General features: G+C 73.4%; 15 protein-coding genes. 5 read left to right on the top strand and 10 right to left on the bottom strand.

Features of this window, described 5'->3' with window-relative positions; genetic code table 11:
- Window positions 1-2,112 (bottom strand): flotillin family protein, encoded by a 2,112-nt coding sequence (locus tag MF672_RS10000; protein WP_242375555.1) that lies wholly within the window; start codon window positions 2,110-2,112, stop codon window positions 1-3.
- Complete coding sequence (locus tag MF672_RS09995; RefSeq protein ID WP_242375556.1) at window positions 2,112-2,639, bottom strand: YqiJ family protein; 528 nt, start codon at window positions 2,637-2,639, stop codon at window positions 2,112-2,114. Before MF672_RS09995 ends, MF672_RS10000 begins: the two co-directional genes overlap by 1 nt.
- Window positions 2,640-2,821: 182 nt before the next feature.
- Between MF672_RS09995 and MF672_RS09990 the strand changes: the two genes are divergently transcribed.
- Window positions 2,822-3,733, top strand: a complete 912-nt coding sequence (locus MF672_RS09990; protein ID WP_242375574.1) for an NADP-dependent oxidoreductase — start codon at window positions 2,822-2,824, stop codon at window positions 3,731-3,733.
- A 61-nt stretch (window positions 3,734-3,794) separates the two neighbouring features.
- On the opposite strand, the gene MF672_RS09985 is transcribed toward MF672_RS09990, so the two are convergent.
- A complete protein-coding gene (locus MF672_RS09985) occupies window positions 3,795-4,709 on the bottom strand; it encodes an aminoglycoside phosphotransferase family protein (protein ID WP_242375557.1) in 915 nt (304 codons plus the stop codon).
- An 89-nt stretch (window positions 4,710-4,798) separates the two neighbouring features.
- Here MF672_RS09985 and MF672_RS09980 point away from each other — a divergent pair, with 89 nt between their 5' ends.
- Complete coding sequence (locus MF672_RS09980) at window positions 4,799-5,638, top strand: lipase family protein (RefSeq protein WP_242375558.1); 840 nt, start codon at window positions 4,799-4,801, stop codon at window positions 5,636-5,638.
- Between the two features lie 289 nt (window positions 5,639-5,927).
- Here the strand turns inward: MF672_RS09980 and MF672_RS09975 are convergent, their stop codons facing one another.
- The gene (locus tag MF672_RS09975; RefSeq protein WP_242375559.1) at window positions 5,928-6,500 is read right to left on the bottom strand and encodes a TetR/AcrR family transcriptional regulator; all 573 of its coding nucleotides are present in this window, start codon (window positions 6,498-6,500) and stop codon (window positions 5,928-5,930) included.
- Between the two features lie 81 nt (window positions 6,501-6,581).
- Here MF672_RS09975 and MF672_RS09970 point away from each other — a divergent pair, with 81 nt between their 5' ends.
- Window positions 6,582-7,559: an NADP-dependent oxidoreductase gene (locus MF672_RS09970; RefSeq protein ID WP_242375560.1), complete on the top strand. Its 978-nt coding sequence runs from the start codon at window positions 6,582-6,584 to the stop codon at window positions 7,557-7,559.
- An 8-nt stretch (window positions 7,560-7,567) separates the two neighbouring features.
- Here MF672_RS09970 and MF672_RS09965 read toward each other — a convergent pair whose 3' ends face one another.
- The gene (locus tag MF672_RS09965) at window positions 7,568-8,446 is read right to left on the bottom strand and encodes a 1,4-dihydroxy-2-naphthoyl-CoA synthase (protein WP_242375561.1); all 879 of its coding nucleotides are present in this window, start codon (window positions 8,444-8,446) and stop codon (window positions 7,568-7,570) included.
- A gap of 10 nt (window positions 8,447-8,456) precedes the next feature.
- On the bottom strand, window positions 8,457-8,969 hold the full coding sequence (locus MF672_RS09960; protein WP_242375562.1) for a PadR family transcriptional regulator: 513 nt from the start codon (window positions 8,967-8,969) through the stop codon (window positions 8,457-8,459).
- A gap of 75 nt (window positions 8,970-9,044) precedes the next feature.
- Here MF672_RS09960 and MF672_RS09955 point away from each other — a divergent pair, with 75 nt between their 5' ends.
- The gene (locus tag MF672_RS09955) at window positions 9,045-9,602 is read left to right on the top strand and encodes a DUF3159 domain-containing protein (protein WP_242375563.1); all 558 of its coding nucleotides are present in this window, start codon (window positions 9,045-9,047) and stop codon (window positions 9,600-9,602) included.
- A 45-nt stretch (window positions 9,603-9,647) separates the two neighbouring features.
- Here MF672_RS09955 and MF672_RS09950 read toward each other — a convergent pair whose 3' ends face one another.
- Window positions 9,648-9,980: an ArsR/SmtB family transcription factor gene (locus MF672_RS09950; protein WP_020542962.1), complete on the bottom strand. Its 333-nt coding sequence runs from the start codon at window positions 9,978-9,980 to the stop codon at window positions 9,648-9,650.
- Between the two features lie 86 nt (window positions 9,981-10,066).
- On the opposite strand from MF672_RS09950, the gene MF672_RS09945 reads away from it, so the two are divergent.
- A complete protein-coding gene (locus MF672_RS09945) occupies window positions 10,067-10,237 on the top strand; it encodes a DUF3073 domain-containing protein (protein ID WP_242375564.1) in 171 nt (56 codons plus the stop codon).
- 443 nt (window positions 10,238-10,680) lie between these two features.
- Here MF672_RS09945 and MF672_RS09940 read toward each other — a convergent pair whose 3' ends face one another.
- Genes MF672_RS09940 through MF672_RS09930 form a run of 3 tightly spaced genes read right to left on the bottom strand, consistent with a single transcriptional unit; the run spans window position 10,681 to window position 16,130 of the window.
- On the bottom strand, window positions 10,681-11,580 hold the full coding sequence (locus MF672_RS09940) for an alpha/beta fold hydrolase (RefSeq protein ID WP_242375565.1): 900 nt from the start codon (window positions 11,578-11,580) through the stop codon (window positions 10,681-10,683).
- Between the two features lie 53 nt (window positions 11,581-11,633).
- Window positions 11,634-14,681, bottom strand: coding sequence for a helix-turn-helix transcriptional regulator (locus MF672_RS09935; protein ID WP_242375566.1), 3,048 nt, complete (start codon window positions 14,679-14,681; stop codon window positions 11,634-11,636).
- 39 nt (window positions 14,682-14,720) lie between these two features.
- Window positions 14,721-16,130, bottom strand: coding sequence for an LCP family protein (locus MF672_RS09930; protein ID WP_242375567.1), 1,410 nt, complete (start codon window positions 16,128-16,130; stop codon window positions 14,721-14,723).
- Window positions 16,131-16,266: the final 136 nt, after the last annotated feature.

Genomic DNA, 16,266 nt, shown 5'->3' with positions numbered 1-16,266 from the left:
TCACTTCGTCCCGGCCAGCGCGGTCACCGTGTGCGCGCCGTTCACCGGGGAGTCGGCGACGCCGAGCCGGCGGGCGGTCTCCAGCAGCTCGCCGAGCGCGGTGACCTGCGGGCCGCCGGCCGCGATGAGCTTCATGAGCAGGGCGGAGACGGTGACGTTCTTGAGGTCCTCGGAGCGGACCCCGCTGATGACGTTCGCGAGGTCGGCGGCGAGGCTGGCCTGGCCGTTGACGTACGGGCCGGCGATCGCGCCGGCGACCTGCGAGTGCTCCACGAACCCGTCCACGGCCTTGCCCGCCGTGATCGAGCCGACGACCTTGTCGAAGAACATCGTGTCGCCGCCGACGATGTCGATGTTGGCCTTGGCGAGCCCGGCGGCCAGCACGCTCGCCTGCGACTCGGCCACCGCGCGGGAGACGTCGATGTGCTTGAGCCGGATCTCCTTGTCGGCCTCCAGGCGCAGGCGGTACTCCTCGTGCGCCCGGCTCGCCTCGTCCAGCGCGGCCAGCGCGGCGGCCTTCTCGGTCAGGCCCTCGGCCTCGGCCTTCAGCCGCTCGCCCACGGCGGCGGCGCCGGCCAGGGCCATCGCCTGCTCGCCCGCCGCCTGGGCCTTCAGCCGCTCGCCCTCGACCAGCGCCATCGCCTTGGCGCCGTCGGCCTCGGCGGCCAGCTTCTCGCGCAGCGCGGCGGCCTCGGCGCGGCCGACCTGCTCGATGGCCGCGGCGTCGCGCTCCTTGACCTGCACCTGCGCCAGCCCGCTCGCCGCGGCCTCGGCCTGCACGCCCTCGGCGAGCCGGATCTTGGCCCGCGCCTCCAGCTCGGCGGCCTGCTGCCGGGCCTCGGCCAGCACCAGCTCCTCGCGGGCGCGGAACTTCGAGGCGGCCTCGGCGGCCTCGGCCGCCTTGATGTCCTTGACCAGGTTCTCCTGGGCCTCGGCCTCGGCGGCGATGACGACCTGCTGGCGGGTGCGCTCGGCCTCCTCGACCACGCGCAGCCGCTTGATGGCCTCCTCCTGCTCGGCCACCGTCTTGTCGACGACGATGCGCTCGCGGATGACCTCGGCGATGACCCGCTTCTCGGACTCGACCTCCTTGTCCTTCGCGATGCGCGACAGCTCGGTCTCCCGCTCGCGGGCGATGACCTCCAGCACGCGGTCCTTCTCGATGCGCTCACTCTCGATGGCGATCACCCGCTCGCGGTTCTTCTCGGCGACCGCGACCTCGCGGGCCAGGTTCTCGCGCTGCACGCCGAGGGACTCGTCGGCCTTGATGTTGGCGCTCTGGGCGCGCAGCCGCTCCTCGGCCTGGACGCGGGCGATCTCCGCCTCCTCGCGGGCCTTGACGGTCTCGATCTCGCGTCGCTGCTTCAGCTCGGCGTCGGCCTGGCGGCGCTGGAGTTCGAGGATGGCCTCGCGGGCGTCCACGTTCTGGCGGGTGATCTCCTTCTCCTCGCTGCGCTGGAACTCGTTCGTGCGGACGTGCTCGATGGCCGTCAGCTCGGTGATCTTCCTGATGCCCTGCGCGTCGAGGATGTTGTTCTTGTCGAGCTGGAGCAGGTTGGTCTGCTCCAGGTAGTCGATGGCGGCGTCCTCCAGGCTGTAGCCGTTGAGGTCGGTGCCGATGAGGCGGATGATCTCGTCGCGGAACTCGTCGCGCTTGGTGTAGAGGTCGACGAAGTCGAGGTGCTTGCCGGCGGTCTTCAGCGCCTCCGAGAACTTGGCGTTGAACAACGACTGGAGGGTGCCCTCGTCGCTGGCGCGGGCGGTGCCGATGGCCTGGGCGACCTTGATGACGTCCTCGGCGGTCTTGTTCACCCGGACGAAGAAGGTGATCTTGATGTCCGCCCGGATGTTGTCCCGGCAGATCAGTCCCTCGCGGCCGGAGCGCTCGATCTCGATGGTCTTGACCGAGATGTCCATGATCTCGGCCTTGTGGACGACGGGCAGCACGACGGCGCCGGTGAACGTCACGTCCACCTTGTTGACCTTCGAGACGATGAGTGCCTTGCCCTGTTCGACCTTGCGGAAAAGGCGCCCGATGATGACGAGCAGGCCGATCGCGACGACCAGGACGACCGCTAAGAAAACACCGAAACCTGTCGAGATGACGTCCATCAAATCTCGCTTTCGTAGGGCATGACCCAGAAGAATTCGCCGTCTTTGTCGTATTCGAAGATGAGGGCTTTGTCGCCGCGGGCGAGGCGGTCCGCGCCCGTCGTCCGCACCTGGACGACGGCCGTGGAGCCGTCGGCGGCGGAGACCTCGGCCTGGCCGAACTCGGGGCTCGCCGAGCCGGTCCTGATCACGCACGGCCGGCCGATCAGGTCGCCGCGCGAGTGCCGGTCGCCCTCGGGGAACAGCCTGCGCAGCGGCCCGATGAGCCCCCGGACGGCCAGCCACGCGCCGCCCGCGGCGGCGAAGGGGACGGCGAGCAGCGGGCCGCCGCTCGCGACCTGGCTGCCGATCAGGCACAGCAGCCAGGCGAGCGCGATCAGCAGCGAGAGCGTGACGCCGGCCGGGACTCCCCCGAGCCCCAGCCAGGCCGCGTCGTCGTCCAGCTCGACCACTCCGGTGATGACGATCAGCCAATAACCGACGACCACCACGAGCAGGAAACTGAAAACGACAGTCGGAAAACTCAACGCCGTACTAAAGAAGTCGGCCATCACACCCCGTTGTGCCCATCCCCCGCGTCGATGTCTCGACGGACTATATCTAGATAAAGCACGACTAAAGAAGATAGTTCCCAAAACGGGACTGAAAGTCGGGATGACTTGCTCTCAACCTAGGTTGAGGTTGCATGCTGGCGGTCATGACTAACGTGATGAGGGCGGCGGCGTTCGCCGAGCCGGGCGGCCCCGAGGTGCTGAAGGTGATGGAACTGCCGGTCCCGCAGGCGGGGCCCGGCCAGGTACGGGTGCGGGTGCGGGCGGCCGGGGTGCAGCCCTTCGACACGGCGGTGCGGGCCGGCTGGCTGCCGCCGTACCTGGGGGAGGTGCCCTTCCCGCGCATCCCGGGCAACGAGTTCGCCGGGGTGGTGGACCGCGTCGGCCCCGGCGTGACCGGCCTGGCCGAGGGCGACGAGGTGCTGGGCTTCTCGCGGCTGTTCGGCTACGCCGAGTACATCGTGGTGGACGCGACGGACGTGGCCCCCAAGCCGCCCGGCGTGCCGTGGGAGGTGGCCGGCGGCCTGACCGCCGGCGTGCAGACCGCCGAACTCGCCCTCGACGGGCTCGGCGTCAAGGCGGGCGAGACGCTGCTGGTGCACGGCGCGGCCGGAGCCGTCGGGACGGCCGCGACGCAGATCGCCGTGGCCCGCGGCGCGCGGGTGATCGGCACCGCCCGCGAGGCCAACCACGACCACCTGCGCGCGCTCGGCGCCGAGCCGGTCACCTACGGGGAAGGGCTGGCCGACCGGGTGCGGGCGCTCGCGCCCGGCGGCGTGGACGCCGCGCTGGACGGCGCCGGAGGCCACGCCCTGGAGGTCTCCCTGGAGCTGGTCGCCGACCGGGCGCGGATCGTCACGCTCGTCGAGCACGGGCGGGCCGCCGAGCTGGGCGTCCAGACCGTACGCGGCGAGCGCACGGCCGAACGGCTCGGCCGCTACGCGGCGCGGTACGCCGAGGGGCGGTTCGCCTGGCCGGTGCGGCGGGCGTACCCGCTGGCGGAGGCGGCGGACGCGCACCGCGAGATCGAGACCGGCCACGGCCACGGCAAGATCGTGCTGACCCTCTGACCGGCGGCGATCCGTCAGAGGGACGGCCGGCGGGCTCCGTCAGAGGCGATCCCGGATCTCGTCAGAGGCGGCGGGCGACGGCGTCGGCCAGGGTCGCGTGCGCCTCGTCGAGGCGGCCCGCGCCGCCCTCGACGTCCCACAGGGCGTTCTGCAGCGCCCGGCCCAGCGTCCAGCGGGCCGCGCGGCGCGGATCCAGGCCGAGGACGTCGGCCATCAGGTCGAAGCGGCGCAGCGCCGCCCGTCCGACGTCGCCCGTCGCCGCCAGGTCGGCCCAGCGGTTGTGCAACGCCGGCCACAGGTCGAAGCCCGGGTCGCCGGCCAGCGGCTTCGGGTCGATGGCGAGCCACGGCTCCCGGTCGGCGGCCAGCACGTTGTCGTAGTGCAGGTCCCAGTGCAGCAGCCGGTCGCCGGGCTCGGCGGCCACCTCGGCGAGCGCGCCGGCCCAGCGGCGCAGCCTGCGGCGGTCGTCCTCGCCGGGGAGGGCGGCCAGCGCGCGGTCCACGCCGTCCAGCATGCCCCGCGCGAGGTCCGCCAGGCGGCGCAGGCCGGGCGGAGCGGGGTGGGCGACCAGGCGCGCCAGCAGGGCGGTGAGGACCGCCAGCGCCTCCAGGTCGTCCGGCACCGCCGACAGGCTGCGGCCCGCGTGCAGGCGCTCCAGCAGGAGGGTGCCGGTGGCCGGGTCCTCGGCGAGCAGGCGGACCGAGCCGTCGCCGGCCCAGGCGCGCAGGCCCACCGCCTCGGTGACGTTCTCGTCGGTGACCGGCTGCAGCTTGAGCGCGGCCGGCGTCCCGTCCGCCCGGACCACCGGCAGCACCAGGGACACCACGCCGTGGCCCGGCTCACCGTCCAGCCGCAGCTCCCACTCCTCCAGATAGCGCCCGGCCAGCGCGGGCAGCCCGGCCGTCCAGGCGCGGCCGGCCTCGCCGTCCCACCTGACGTGCGAGGCGGTCAGCGCCTCCGGCACCACGATCTTCATGCTCCCAGTCTGCCCCGGGGCGCGGGCTAGGGCTTCCCCCTATCCGCACCCTGACGCGCCCCGGGGCCGCCCGTCCTTACGCTGCCCACGTGACGACTCTCGTCTTCATCCACGGCCGGGGGCAGGAGGGCAAGGACCCGCGAGCCCTGCTGGAGGAGTGGGACCACGCGCTGTCGGCCGGGCTCGGCCTGGCTCGCCCGCCCGTCCAGGCCGTGATGGCGTACTACGGCAACGTGCTCCACCGGGTCACCGCCGAGATCGCGGGCCTGCCCGACCTCGCCGAGGCCGTGCCGGTGGAGGCCACGCAGGAGGTGCCGTTCCACCCGTACCTGCCGGCCGAGACCGGCACGCTGGAACGCTGCCTGATGGCGGACCTGGCCGGCGCGGTCGGCTCGCCGCTGGAGGCGGGCATCGAGGACATCCTGACCTGGACGCTGGCCCGGCAGATGCTCCAATGGGTGTGCCGGCGCACCGGCGTCGACAAGGAGATCATCAAGGTCTTCCTCCAGGACGTGGCCGTCTACCTCAGCCACGGCCGGCAGCCGGTGCTCGCCGAGGTGCGCCGCCAGCTCCCCGCCGACGGGCCGATCGTGCTCGTCACCCACAGCCTGGGGACGGTCGTCGGCCGCGACCTGCTGGTGGAGGAGGCGGTGCGGCGGCGCGTGACGCTGTGGGTGACGGCCGGCTCGCCGCTGGGCCTGCCCACCATCCAGCGGAACCTGCTGGCGCGGGGGACGGTGCATCCCGGGGTGGACTGGCTGACGACGTACGACGTGAACGACGTGGTGGCGCTCGGGCACCCGCTGGAGCGGTCGTGGGGGACGCCGCTGCGGCAGGTGGAGGTGGAGAACGGCAACGAACCGCACTCCATCGACCGCTACCTCGGCCACCCCACTGTCGCCACCCCCATCGGCCGCACCTGCGCCTGACCGCCGTGCTACGGCGGGCCCTCCGGGCAGGGGCCCCTCGCCGGGGGAAGGGCGGCGAGGGCCCACCCTCCCTCCGTACTCCGGCGGCGTCCTTCCGGGAGAGCCCGGCCCTCCTGAGAGGCGCGCCCTCTTCCGGGGGAGGCGCACGCTCCTCGGGTTGGCTTGCCGACCTCGCCGGTGAGCCCTTTCGGGGGAGGAGTGTGGGGTGCCGGGCCGGGTGCGCCGCCGGCCCCGTGCCCTTCGCCGTACTGCGGCGGCTGCGGCGGGGGTCCTGAGGGGAGAGAGGGGGTCAGTGGGGTTTGAGGCCGTCGAGGACGAGGGAGAGGAGGTGGGCGCGGCGCGCCGACAGGGACGGGGCCTGGTCGGCGATCCAGCCCACGGCGTTGACCAGCGCGAACAGGTCCGTCCCGTCCACGTCGGCCCGCACCGCCCCGGCCGCCTGCGCGTTGCCGAGCAGTCGTCCCGCCGCCTGCCGCATGGCCAGGCAGGAGGCGTGCAACGACGACGTCTCGTCCTCGATGGTCGCCAGCATCGAGGCGGCGAGGCCCCGGTAGGCGGTGGCGCCTTCGGCGAAGTCGCTGACCCACTGTGCGAGGGCGTCCGCCGGCGGCCGGGTGGACTCCAGTGCGGCGGCTCGGGCGGCGAGCCGGTCGAAGCGGTCGCTGAGGAGGGTTTCGAGGAGTTCGTCCCGGGTCGGGAAGTGGCGGTAGAGCGTGCCGAGGCCGATGCCGGCCCGGCGGGCGACGTCGCGCAGCGATGCCTGCGTGCCCTGTTCGGCCACGACCGTCCGGGCGACCTCCAGGATGCGGGCGCGGTTGCGTTGCGCGTCCGCTCTGGGGGCGCGGGGTTCCTCGTCCGTCACGGCACCGTCCCTTGTATGTGGAGCACTGCTCCGGTTATATTCCGGAGCAGTGCTCCACATCCTATCGACAAGGGAGCGACCATGACGGAACAGACGATGACGGCCGTGCGCGTGCACGCCTTCGGCGGCCCCGAGGTGCTGGTGGCCGAGGAGGTCCCGCGTCCGGAGCCGGGCCCCGGCGACGTGCTGGTGCGCGTGCGCGCGGCCGGTCTCAACCCGCCCGACTGGTACGCGAGGACCGGCTTCGCCAACATCCCCGAGGAGCTACGCCCTGCCCTGCGCCTGCCCTTCACGCCCGGCTCGGACATCTCGGGCGTGGTCGCCGCGCTCGGCCCCGGCGTCACCGAGTGGGAGGTCGGCGACGAGGTGTTCGGCCTGGTGCGTTTCCCGCCCGTCGACGGCGACGGCGGCAGGGGCTACGCCGAGTACACCACCTCGCCCGCGTCCCACCTGGCCCGCAAGCCGGCCGCGCTCGACCACGTCGAGGCCGCCGGGATCCCGATGGCCGGGCTCACCGCCTACCAGTTCCTCTTCGACCACGTACGGCTCGAACCGGGCAGAACCGTGCTGGTCAACGGCGCGGCCGGCGGCGTCGGGCACTTCCTCATCCAGCTCGCGACGAACACCAGGGACGCCCGGGTCATCGCGGTCGCCTCCGGCCGCCACGAGCGCTTCCTGCGCGACCTCGGCGCGGCCGAGTTCGTGGACTACACCGTCACGCCGCCCGAGGACGTCGTCCGCGACGTGGACCACCTCTTCGACACCGTCGGCGGCCCGGAGGGGCACCGGCTCGTGCCGGTGGTCGCCCCGGGCGGCACGATCAGCCCGGTCTTCCTCGGCGAGTACCACCGCGAGCGCGCCGCCGCGCGCGGCATCACCTTCCCCTCAGGGCAGGTGCGCTCCGACGGCGGGCAACTGGCCGAGCTGGCCCGCCTGGCCGACGCCGGGCTCCTCCGGGTCGGCCTCGACAGCGTCCACCCGCTCGCGGACGCCGCGAAGGCGCACGAGCGGGCCGAGCAGGGGCACATCCAGGGCAAGATCGTGCTCCAGGTGGCCTGAGGCCGCCCCTAGAAGTGCCAGGGGAACGGCGACCAGTCGGGCTCGCGCTTCTGCAGGAACGAGTCGCGCCCCTCGGCCGCCTCGTCCGTCATGTACGCCAGCCGCGTCGCCTCGCCCGCGAACACCTGCTGCCCGACCAGCCCGTCGTCGATCATGTTGAAGGCGAACTTCAGCATGCGCTGCGCGGTCGGCGACTTGCCGTTGATCTTGCGGGCCCACTCCAGGGCGGTGGCCTCCAGCTCGGCGTGCGGCACGACGGCGTTGACCATGCCCATGCGGTGGGCGTCGGCCGCGGTGTAGGTGTCGCCGAGGAAGAAGATCTCCCGCGCGAACTTCTGCCCGACCTGCCGCGCCAGGTACGCCGAGCCGAAGCCGCCGTCGAAGCTGGCCACGTCGGCGTCGGTCTGCTTGAAGCGGGCGTGCTCGGCGCTGGCGAGCGTGAGGTCGGCCACCACGTGCAGGCTGTGGCCGCCGCCCGCGGCCCAGCCCGGCACCACGCAGATCACGACCTTCGGCATGAACCGGATGAGCCGCTGCACCTCCAGGATGTGCAGGCGGCCGGTCGCGGCCGTGCCGTCGGCGTACTGGTAGCCGTCCTTGCCCCGGATGCGCTGGTCGCCGCCGGAGCAGAAGGCCCAGCCGCCGTCCTTGGGCGAGGGGCCGTTGCCGGTGAGCAGCACGCAGCCGACGTCGGTGCTCTGCCGGGCGTGGTCGAACGCCCGGTAGAGCTCGTCGACGGTCTGCGGGCGGAAGGCGTTGCGCACCTCGGGCCGGTCGAAGGCGATGCGCACGGTGCCCTGGTCGATCGCCCGGTGGTAGGTGATGTCGGTGAAGTCGAATCCCTCGACCGCCTGCCACGCCTTGGGATCGAACAGCTCGGAGACCATGGCCAGGAGCCTACTTGATCTGGCTCTCGGCCCACTCGGCCCACTCCTGCTGGGCCTTGCCCAGGCGCAGGCCGTACTCCAGGGCGATCCGGCCGTAGCGGGACAGGTTGTCGTCGCCGTCCTCCACGAACGGGCGGATGCCCTCCAGGCGCTCCACCCGCTCGGCCGCGAGCCCGGCCTGGTTGCGCAGGTAGCCGCGGGCCTCCTCGGGTGACACCTGGGCCAGGAAGAACACCCGCAGCAACATGTCGCTGCGGGTGACCCGGGTCGGCTCGACGTCGGTGATCCAGCGGCGCAGCTCGGCGCGGCCCGCGTCGGTGATCGCGTACTCCTTGCGCCCGCGCGGCCCCTCGGCGGCAACGGCGACCAGGCCCGCCTCGGCGAGCTTGCCCAGCTCCGAGTAGAGCTGGCTCTGGGTGGCCGGCCAGGTGTTGGCCAGGGAGACGTCGAACAGCTTCATCAGGTCGTAGCCGCTCGCCGGCCCTTCGGCGAGCAGGCCCAGCACGGCGTGTCGGAGGCTCATATTCCTATATTGACACATCGAAAGTGGAGGGTCTAGCTTCGACATGTCACTGTAGGAATGTAGAGAGTGAGAGCAATGCGCGGTCTGCTCGGTTTCCTGCCCTGGATCGTCTACGCCGTGGTCGCCACCAGCGACGAGTGGCGCTGGGGGGCCATCACCGGCCTGGTCATCGCCGTCGCGCTCGTCCTGCTGGACCGGCGGGCCGGCCGGGGCTGGGACGAGATGGTCATCGAGTCCAGCGCGGCGCTGTTCTTCGCCTGCCTGACGGTGCTCTCCCTGGTGGCCCCGCACTCGCCGCTCACGCCGTACGGGCCCGCGCTGGTCAACGTCTGGCTGGCCGGCACGGCGTGGGGGTCGCTGGCCGTGCGGCGGCCGTTCACGCTGGGCATCGCGCGGACCATGGCGCCGCGCGAGGTCTGGGACACGCCGCAGTTCTACCGCGTCAACGTGGTCATCACCGTGGCCTGGGCGGTGGCCTTCACCGTCGCGGCGATCTCCCTGACGTACGTGCTGGCGCTCTCGCCGCACGCCACGACCGTGGTGGTCGCCGTCAAGGTGCTCTCGTTCGTGGTGCCCGCCGCCTTCACTGCCTGGTATCCGAAGCACGTGCGGCGGCGGCCGGCGGCGGGCTGATCTCCGGTGCGCCCGGGCGGGACGGGGGCCCCGCCCGGGCGCCCGCTAGGTGACCTCGGCTCTCAGCTCGGCGAGCAGTTCGCCCTGGTCGGCAAGCATGTCGGTGAGGATGCGGCGGGCGGCTCCGAGCAGGTCGGCCAGCTCGGGGGTGGCCAGCGTGTAGACCACGGTGCTGCCCTCGCGGATGGCGCTCACGATGCCCGCCCTGCGCAGGACCGCGAGCTGCTGGGAAAGGCTCGACGGCTCGATGTCGATCTGGGCCAGAAGATCCCTGACGGGTAGCGGCCCTTCCTGGAGAAGCTCCAACACTCTGATGCGAGCGGGGTGGCCGAGCGTCCGGAAGAAGTCGGCCTTGGCCTGATAGACCTCCACGTGCATATTGCAAGACTAATCCAGCGCAGTTGCATAATTCTTCAAGTCGTAACGTTGTTGGATAGCATGACAGCGGGGACTAGGGAGTAGCCATGGGCCGAGGAAGAGCCAAGGCGAAGCAGACGAAGGTCGCTCGCCAGCTGAAGTACGCCAACCACAACATCGACTACGACCGGCTTCGCGAGGAGCTCGGTGCCGACACGCGGCGCGAGGAGATGTACCCGAGCACGGCGCCGGAGCCGGAGGCCGAGCGCGCGCAATGACGCGCGTCTCCGGTGGCGTCTTCGGCAGCGTCTTCGGCAGCGTCTTCGGCGATGTCTCCGGCGGCGTCCAGGCTCGGTGCGCAGGACCGTCCAGGAGAGGTTCCGGGCGGGGCTCCCACGGCGCGGCGAGCAGGCACGGCGCCCGTAGATGACGGCGCAGGAGACGACGGCGCAGGCGACGCGTGGGCGACGACGGCGCGCATGACGGCGCGGACGACGGCGCGGACGACGGCGCGGACGACGGGCCGGACGCGGAGCACCGCCTCGACCAGGGCGTCGAGGCAGGCGCTCACCGTCCGGCGGTCGTCGTGGCGCCGGTGCGACGTGCCGGCGGCGCGGACGCGACGGAGGGTGAGCTGCCGATCGCGATCAGTCCCGGCGGGCCCGGGCGACACGCCCGGGCGTCCCGCACCTCGAAGATCACTTCGCGGGTACGGCGGCCGTCACCGGGCCGTGTGGCGCACGATCGCCGCGGCCAGCTCCTCGTGGACCTGGGGCGGCAGCATGTGCCCCATCCCCTCGATCATCAGCAGCTCCGCACCCGGGATCCGCTCGGCGATGATCGCGCTGTGACCCGGCTTGGCGGGCTCGTGGGTGCCCTCGATCACCAGCGTCGGCGCCTTCACCCGGTCCAGCACGCCCTCCGGCTCGAAGTCCGGGCAGGCGGCGTGCGCCAGGCGGTGGTTGGCCACGGCCGACAGGTCCCTGGCCCGATCCAGCACCCGCTCCTGGATCCGCCGCTCGGCGTCCTCGTCGAAGGGCAGCGCGGTGCCGTTCAGCACCCGGGCCTCGTCGATCATGCGCTGCACCTGCTCGCGCCGGTCGGCGGGCGGCGGCGCGGCGATCAGCCGGGTGTAGAGCTCCACGAACTCCGGCCGCGGCGGCGGCAGGCTCCCCTCCGGCTGCGGCTGCCCGGTGAGCGCCCGCAGGATCACCTCGCCCTCGTGCCCGCCGAGCGGCGAGGAGCCGATCACGGTGAGCGTGCGCACCCGCTCCGGCCGCTCCACGGCCAGGTACTGGCCGAGCAGCCCGCCCGCCGAGTGGCAGACCAGGTGCGCGGACTCCAGCCCGTAGGCGTCCATCACCCGCAGCACGTCGTCCCTGATGTCGTGCCAGGTGTACGGCTGCGTGGCGAAGTCGAAGGTGGCCGACCTGCCGGTGTCGCGGTGGTCGTACCTGATGACCCGGCGGCCGGCGGCGACCAGCCGCCCGACGAACTCGTCCGGCCACAGGACGCCCTGCGACATCGAGCCCATCACCAGCAGGATCGGCGGGTGCGCGGCGTCGCCGAACTCCTCGGTCCACAGTTCCACGCCGTCGATCTCGATCATGTTCGTTGACATGCCTCAAGAGTGCCCGGCCCGGCGGCGCGTGCCTTCAGTAGGACTACTGGTGCTCACAGGAGCCGGGCCAGTTCCGTACGGGTCGTGATGCCCAGCTTGGGATAGATCTTGTACAGGTGGTACTCGACCGTGCGCGGGCTGAGGAACAGCCGCGCCGCCACCTCCTTGCTGGACGCCCCCTCCGCCACCAGCCGGGCGATCCGCAGCTCCTGCGGCGTCAGCAGGGTCTGCGCGTCGCTCGCGGGCCGGCTCGCGGCCTCGCCGGCCGCCCGCAGCTCGCCGCGCGCCCGCTCGGCCCAGGGCGCGGCCCCCACCCGCTCGAAGGTCTCCAGCGCCGCGCGCAGATGGTCCCTGGCCTGGCCGGGACGCTGGGCGCGGCGCAGCCGCTCGCCGTACAGCAGGGCGGTGCGCGCCCGCTCGACCGGCTCGGCGTGCCGCCGCAGCGCCTCCTCGAACAGCTCAGCGTCCACGCCGTCCTGCCCGGCTCCCTGCCCGGCTCCCTGCCCGGCTCCCTGCCCGGCTCCCTGCCCGGCTCCCTGGCCCGTGCCTGGGGCGGCGAGCAGGGCGCGGCAGCGGGCCAGGAGCGCCTGTGACTCGTCGGTGCCGGCGTGCGCGGCCCACCGCTCGTACGCCGCCACCGCCTCCGCCGCCGCCGCGTGCTCGCCCGCCGCCAGCGCGGCCTCCACCCGGTCGGGGGTGGACCGCCAGGTCACCGTGGGGTGGCCGGCGCCGGGCCCGGCCGTGGCGAGGGCGCTGAAGCGCGCGTGCGCCGCCGCGTACCGGCCGAGGCCGAGGTCCAGCAGCGCCAGCGCGTACGCGGCCACACCCGCGCGAAGCCCGATCCGGTGCGGGATCGCGATGGTCAGCGCCTCCTCGGCGAGGTGGCGGCAGCGCTCCTCCTCGCCCCGGAGCGCGGCCACGACGGCCAGGTTGGCCAGGTGGGCGGCGACCGAGTTGCTGTACCCGGCCTCGCGGGCCAGGTGCAGGCCCTCCTCCGCGACGGCGGCGCTCTCGCTCAGCCTGCCCTTGAACCGCTCGCCCGTGGCGACGAACTCCAGCACCACCGGGAGCTGACCGACCATCCCCGACACCCGGGCCGCCCGGCCCGCCCGCTCGACCAGCTCGGCGGAGACGTCGGCCTCCCCGAGGTAGCTGGCCGCCGCCGACGCCCACAGCAGCTCCGCCGCCTCGGTCAGCTCGTCCGTACGGGCGAGGGCCCCGCGCAGCAGCTCGCCGCCGCTGCCGTCCGCCAGCATGGCGCCGACGCCGGCGATCACGTCGCGCAGGAAGCCGGGCGGGTGGCTCCTGGCCCGGCGGCCCAGCTCCACCATCGCCTGGACGTCGCCCACGTAGCTGGCGGCCTCGAAGGCGTCGGCCAGCATCCCGATGCCGCTGCCCGCGGCCAGGACGCGGACGGCCTCGGCGGCGTCGCCGGAGTTCAGCTCGAACCGGCCGTGGAGCTGCGCGATCTCCTCCAGCAACCCGGCGACGGGGGACGCGGTCTCGGGGACGCTCCCGGACGCGGTTGCGGAGGCGCTCTCGGGGGTGGTCGTGGGGGCGCTCCCGGACGTGGTCGTGGGGGCGCTCCCGGACGTGGTCGTGGGGGCGCTCTCGGAGACGGTCGCGGAGGCGGCCTGTGCCAGCTCGCGGGCTTCGGCGAGGTGCGTCTCGGCCTGGCCGGGGCGTCCGGCCAGCCAGGCGGCCGTGGCGGCGTCCTTCAGCCGTTCCGCCCTGCGGAACGGTTCCGGGGTGAGCTCGGCGGCCCGGGCGAGGGCCGTGGCGGCGTCACCGTAGCCGCCGCGCGCCTCCGCCCGCGCGGCCGCGGCGGCGAGCTCGGCGGCGACCGGCTCGTCCGGGCCCAGGGCGGCGGCGGCCAGGTGCAGGGCGCGCCGGTCGCCGGAGGTCAGCCCGGCGAGCACGGCGTGCGCGGCCCGCACCTCCGCCGAGGTGGCGGCGGCGTGCACGGCCGACCGGACGAGCGGGTGCCGGAACCGAACCACCCCGTCGGCGGCCGTCACGAGCCCGGCGGCCTCCGCCGCGTGCAGTGCCGCCGCACCGTCGAAAGGCCCAGGCTCCGTGGCGCTGTCGAAAGCCCCAGACATCGTGGCGCTGTCGGAGGGCCGCGGCTCCGCGCCCCCGCCCGCGCCGCCGCCCGCGCCCCCGCTCGTGCCGCCGCTCGTGCTGCCGCTCGTGCCGCCGCCGCCCGTGCCGTCGTTCGAGGGCGCGGGCGGCGTGCCGGTGGCCGCGGCGCGCAAGGCGAGGGCGAGGTCGGCCTCCAGGGAGGCGAACAGGAGGAGGCGGCGGGCCTGCGGGGACAGCCGGGCGACCTGGTCGCCGAACAATTGCTCGCCCCCCGGAAGAGGGTCCGGCAGGGGCGCGTGCCCGGCGAGCTGCGCCGGGGACAGCGCGGTCAGGCTCTCACGCAGAACGAGCGGGTTGCCCCCGGTCAACGCCCACAGCCGCGCCGCGACCCCGGGCGCCACCCCGCCGGGCGCGACGCCGAGGAGGGCCGCGGCGCTCTGCTCGTCCAGGCCGGGCACCCGCAGCTCCGGCACGCCCTTGAGCAGCGCGTCCCCGCGTACGCCGAAGAGCATCGCGATGCGCTCGGCGCGCAGGCGGCGGGCCGCGAACAGCAGGGCGTCGGCCGAGGCGCGGTCCATCCACTGCACGTCGTCCAGCAGGCACAGCAGCCCGCCGGGCGCCGCCGCCTCGGTCAGCAGGGACAGCACGCCCGCCGCCACCAGGAACCGGTCCGCCCGGAGGCCGGGAGTGTGGGCCAGGCCGAGCGCCGCGGACAGGGCGTCGCGTTGCGGCGCGGGGAGGGCGTCCAGCAGGTGGGTCAGCGGGTGCAGGAGCTGGTGCAGCGCGGCGAAGGCGAGGTCGGACTCCGGCTCGATGCCGTCGGCCCGCAACACGGCCAGAGGAGCCGTCGCCGCGCCGGGCTCGGGGGGAGCGGTGGCGAGGGCGGCGGCGTGGTCGAGGAGGGCGGACTTGCCGACGCCGGCCTCGCCGCGCAGCGCCAGCGCACCGCCGCGGCCGGCCCGGGCCGAGGCGAGCAGGGCCTCGACGGCGGCGGTCTCCGTGGCTCTGCCGTACAGCACGGAAGGGACTTTATAGCTAATCAGGCGATGAACCGGACATCAGGTGGCGCAGGAGTCGTGGGTGGCGTCGAAGCCCTTGATGGCCTCGGTGTCGTCCGGGCGCAGCGCCTTCAGGCCCTTCCAGTCGTCGCCGATGACCAGGATGAGGTGGTTGGTCCTGGCCGCCGGCACCTCGCGCAGCTTCGCGCCGAGCAGGTCGGCGGTGAGCGTGGGGACGCGGGTCTCGCCGTTGGGGCCGTACAGGACCGTGGTTCTGGCCTGCGGCTTGCGGGCCGTGTCGCCGATCTTGGTGATGTGGTAGCCCCGCTGCTCCAGGAAGGCGGCGACCTGGGTGCCGAGCCCGCCGCGCCAGGTGCCGTTGCGCAGCTCGATCTGGATCTTGGAGCGGCCCACCTTGGCCTGGCCGCCCTTGATGCCCTCGACGCTCTGGTCCTTCGCGACGATCTGGAACAGGTGCCCGGCCTGCGGCTGCGTCCATTCCACGCGGCCCGGCTGGGTGAGCGAGTAGTGCCACGGGGTGGTGATGAACCGGATCTTCCCGACGTTGAGCCCCTGGAGGCTGGTCGCCAGGTCCTTCATGACGCCCGTGGTCAGGTCGCGGTCGGTGGTGACCGCCTTGGTGGCGGCGTCGAGCAGGCCGAACAGCTTGGCCGGGTCGGTGAGCGTCTCGCCGCTCATCACCTTCTTGACCATCGAGGCGATGAACATCTGCTGCCGCTGGATGCGCCCGATGTCGGAGCCGTCGCCGAGGCTGTAGCGGGCGCGGACGTAGCCGAGCGCCTGCTCGCCGGTCAGCGTCTGCCGCCCGGCGGGCAGGTGCAGCAGCGCCTTCTTGTCGTCCACGCGCTGCGGCAGGCAGACCTCGACGCCGCCGAGGGCGTTGACGATGCCCTTGAAGCCGGTGAAGTCGACCTTCACGAAGTGGTCGATGCGGATGTGGGTGAGGCTCTCGATCGTCTTCCAGGTGCAGGCGATGCCGCCCGAGTTGAACGACTCGTTGATCATGCCGAGGTGCGGCCGCTGGCCGGGGAACGCGCCCGTCGCGCGGCAGGCCGGGAGCTGGACGAGCGAGTCGCGCGGGAAGCTGATGACCATCGCGTTGTCGCGGTTGGACGACACGTGCATGAGCATGATCGTGTCGGTGCGCTCGCCCGCGATGTGGTGGCCGTACCTGGCGTTCTTGCCGTCGCGCTGGTCGGAGCCGACCACCAGGACGTTCATCGCGGTGCCGGCGACCTTCGGCGGCCGGGTCGCGCCGAGGTCGTCGGCGGTGACGTCCTCGTGCTTGATGTTGCCGTTCAGCTTGGCGAGGACGCCGACCGCGACGCCCACCACCAGCAGGACGACCGTGACCGACACCGCCAGCACCCAGCGCAGCCAGCGGCGGCTGCGCCGGCGCGGTCGTGCGCCCGGCTCGGAAGGCGGCGCGTCGACAACCCCGCTGCTCACGTGACTCCCAAGGGACGGGGCCGAAGGGCGGCCGCCCCTGGCCAAGAGCCTCGCCGTACAGTTCTCGGCCGTGGATCGAGGCCGAGTGTACCCAGTCGGCGGCGCTCCTGCGCCCGGACGGGGTCGTTCGCCCTGA

The sequence above is a fragment of the Actinomadura luzonensis genome, from assembly GCF_022664455.2.
GTDB classification, from domain to species: domain Bacteria; phylum Actinomycetota; class Actinomycetes; order Streptosporangiales; family Streptosporangiaceae; genus Nonomuraea; species Nonomuraea luzonensis.
This window is presented reverse-complemented; position numbering and strand designations above follow the sequence as displayed.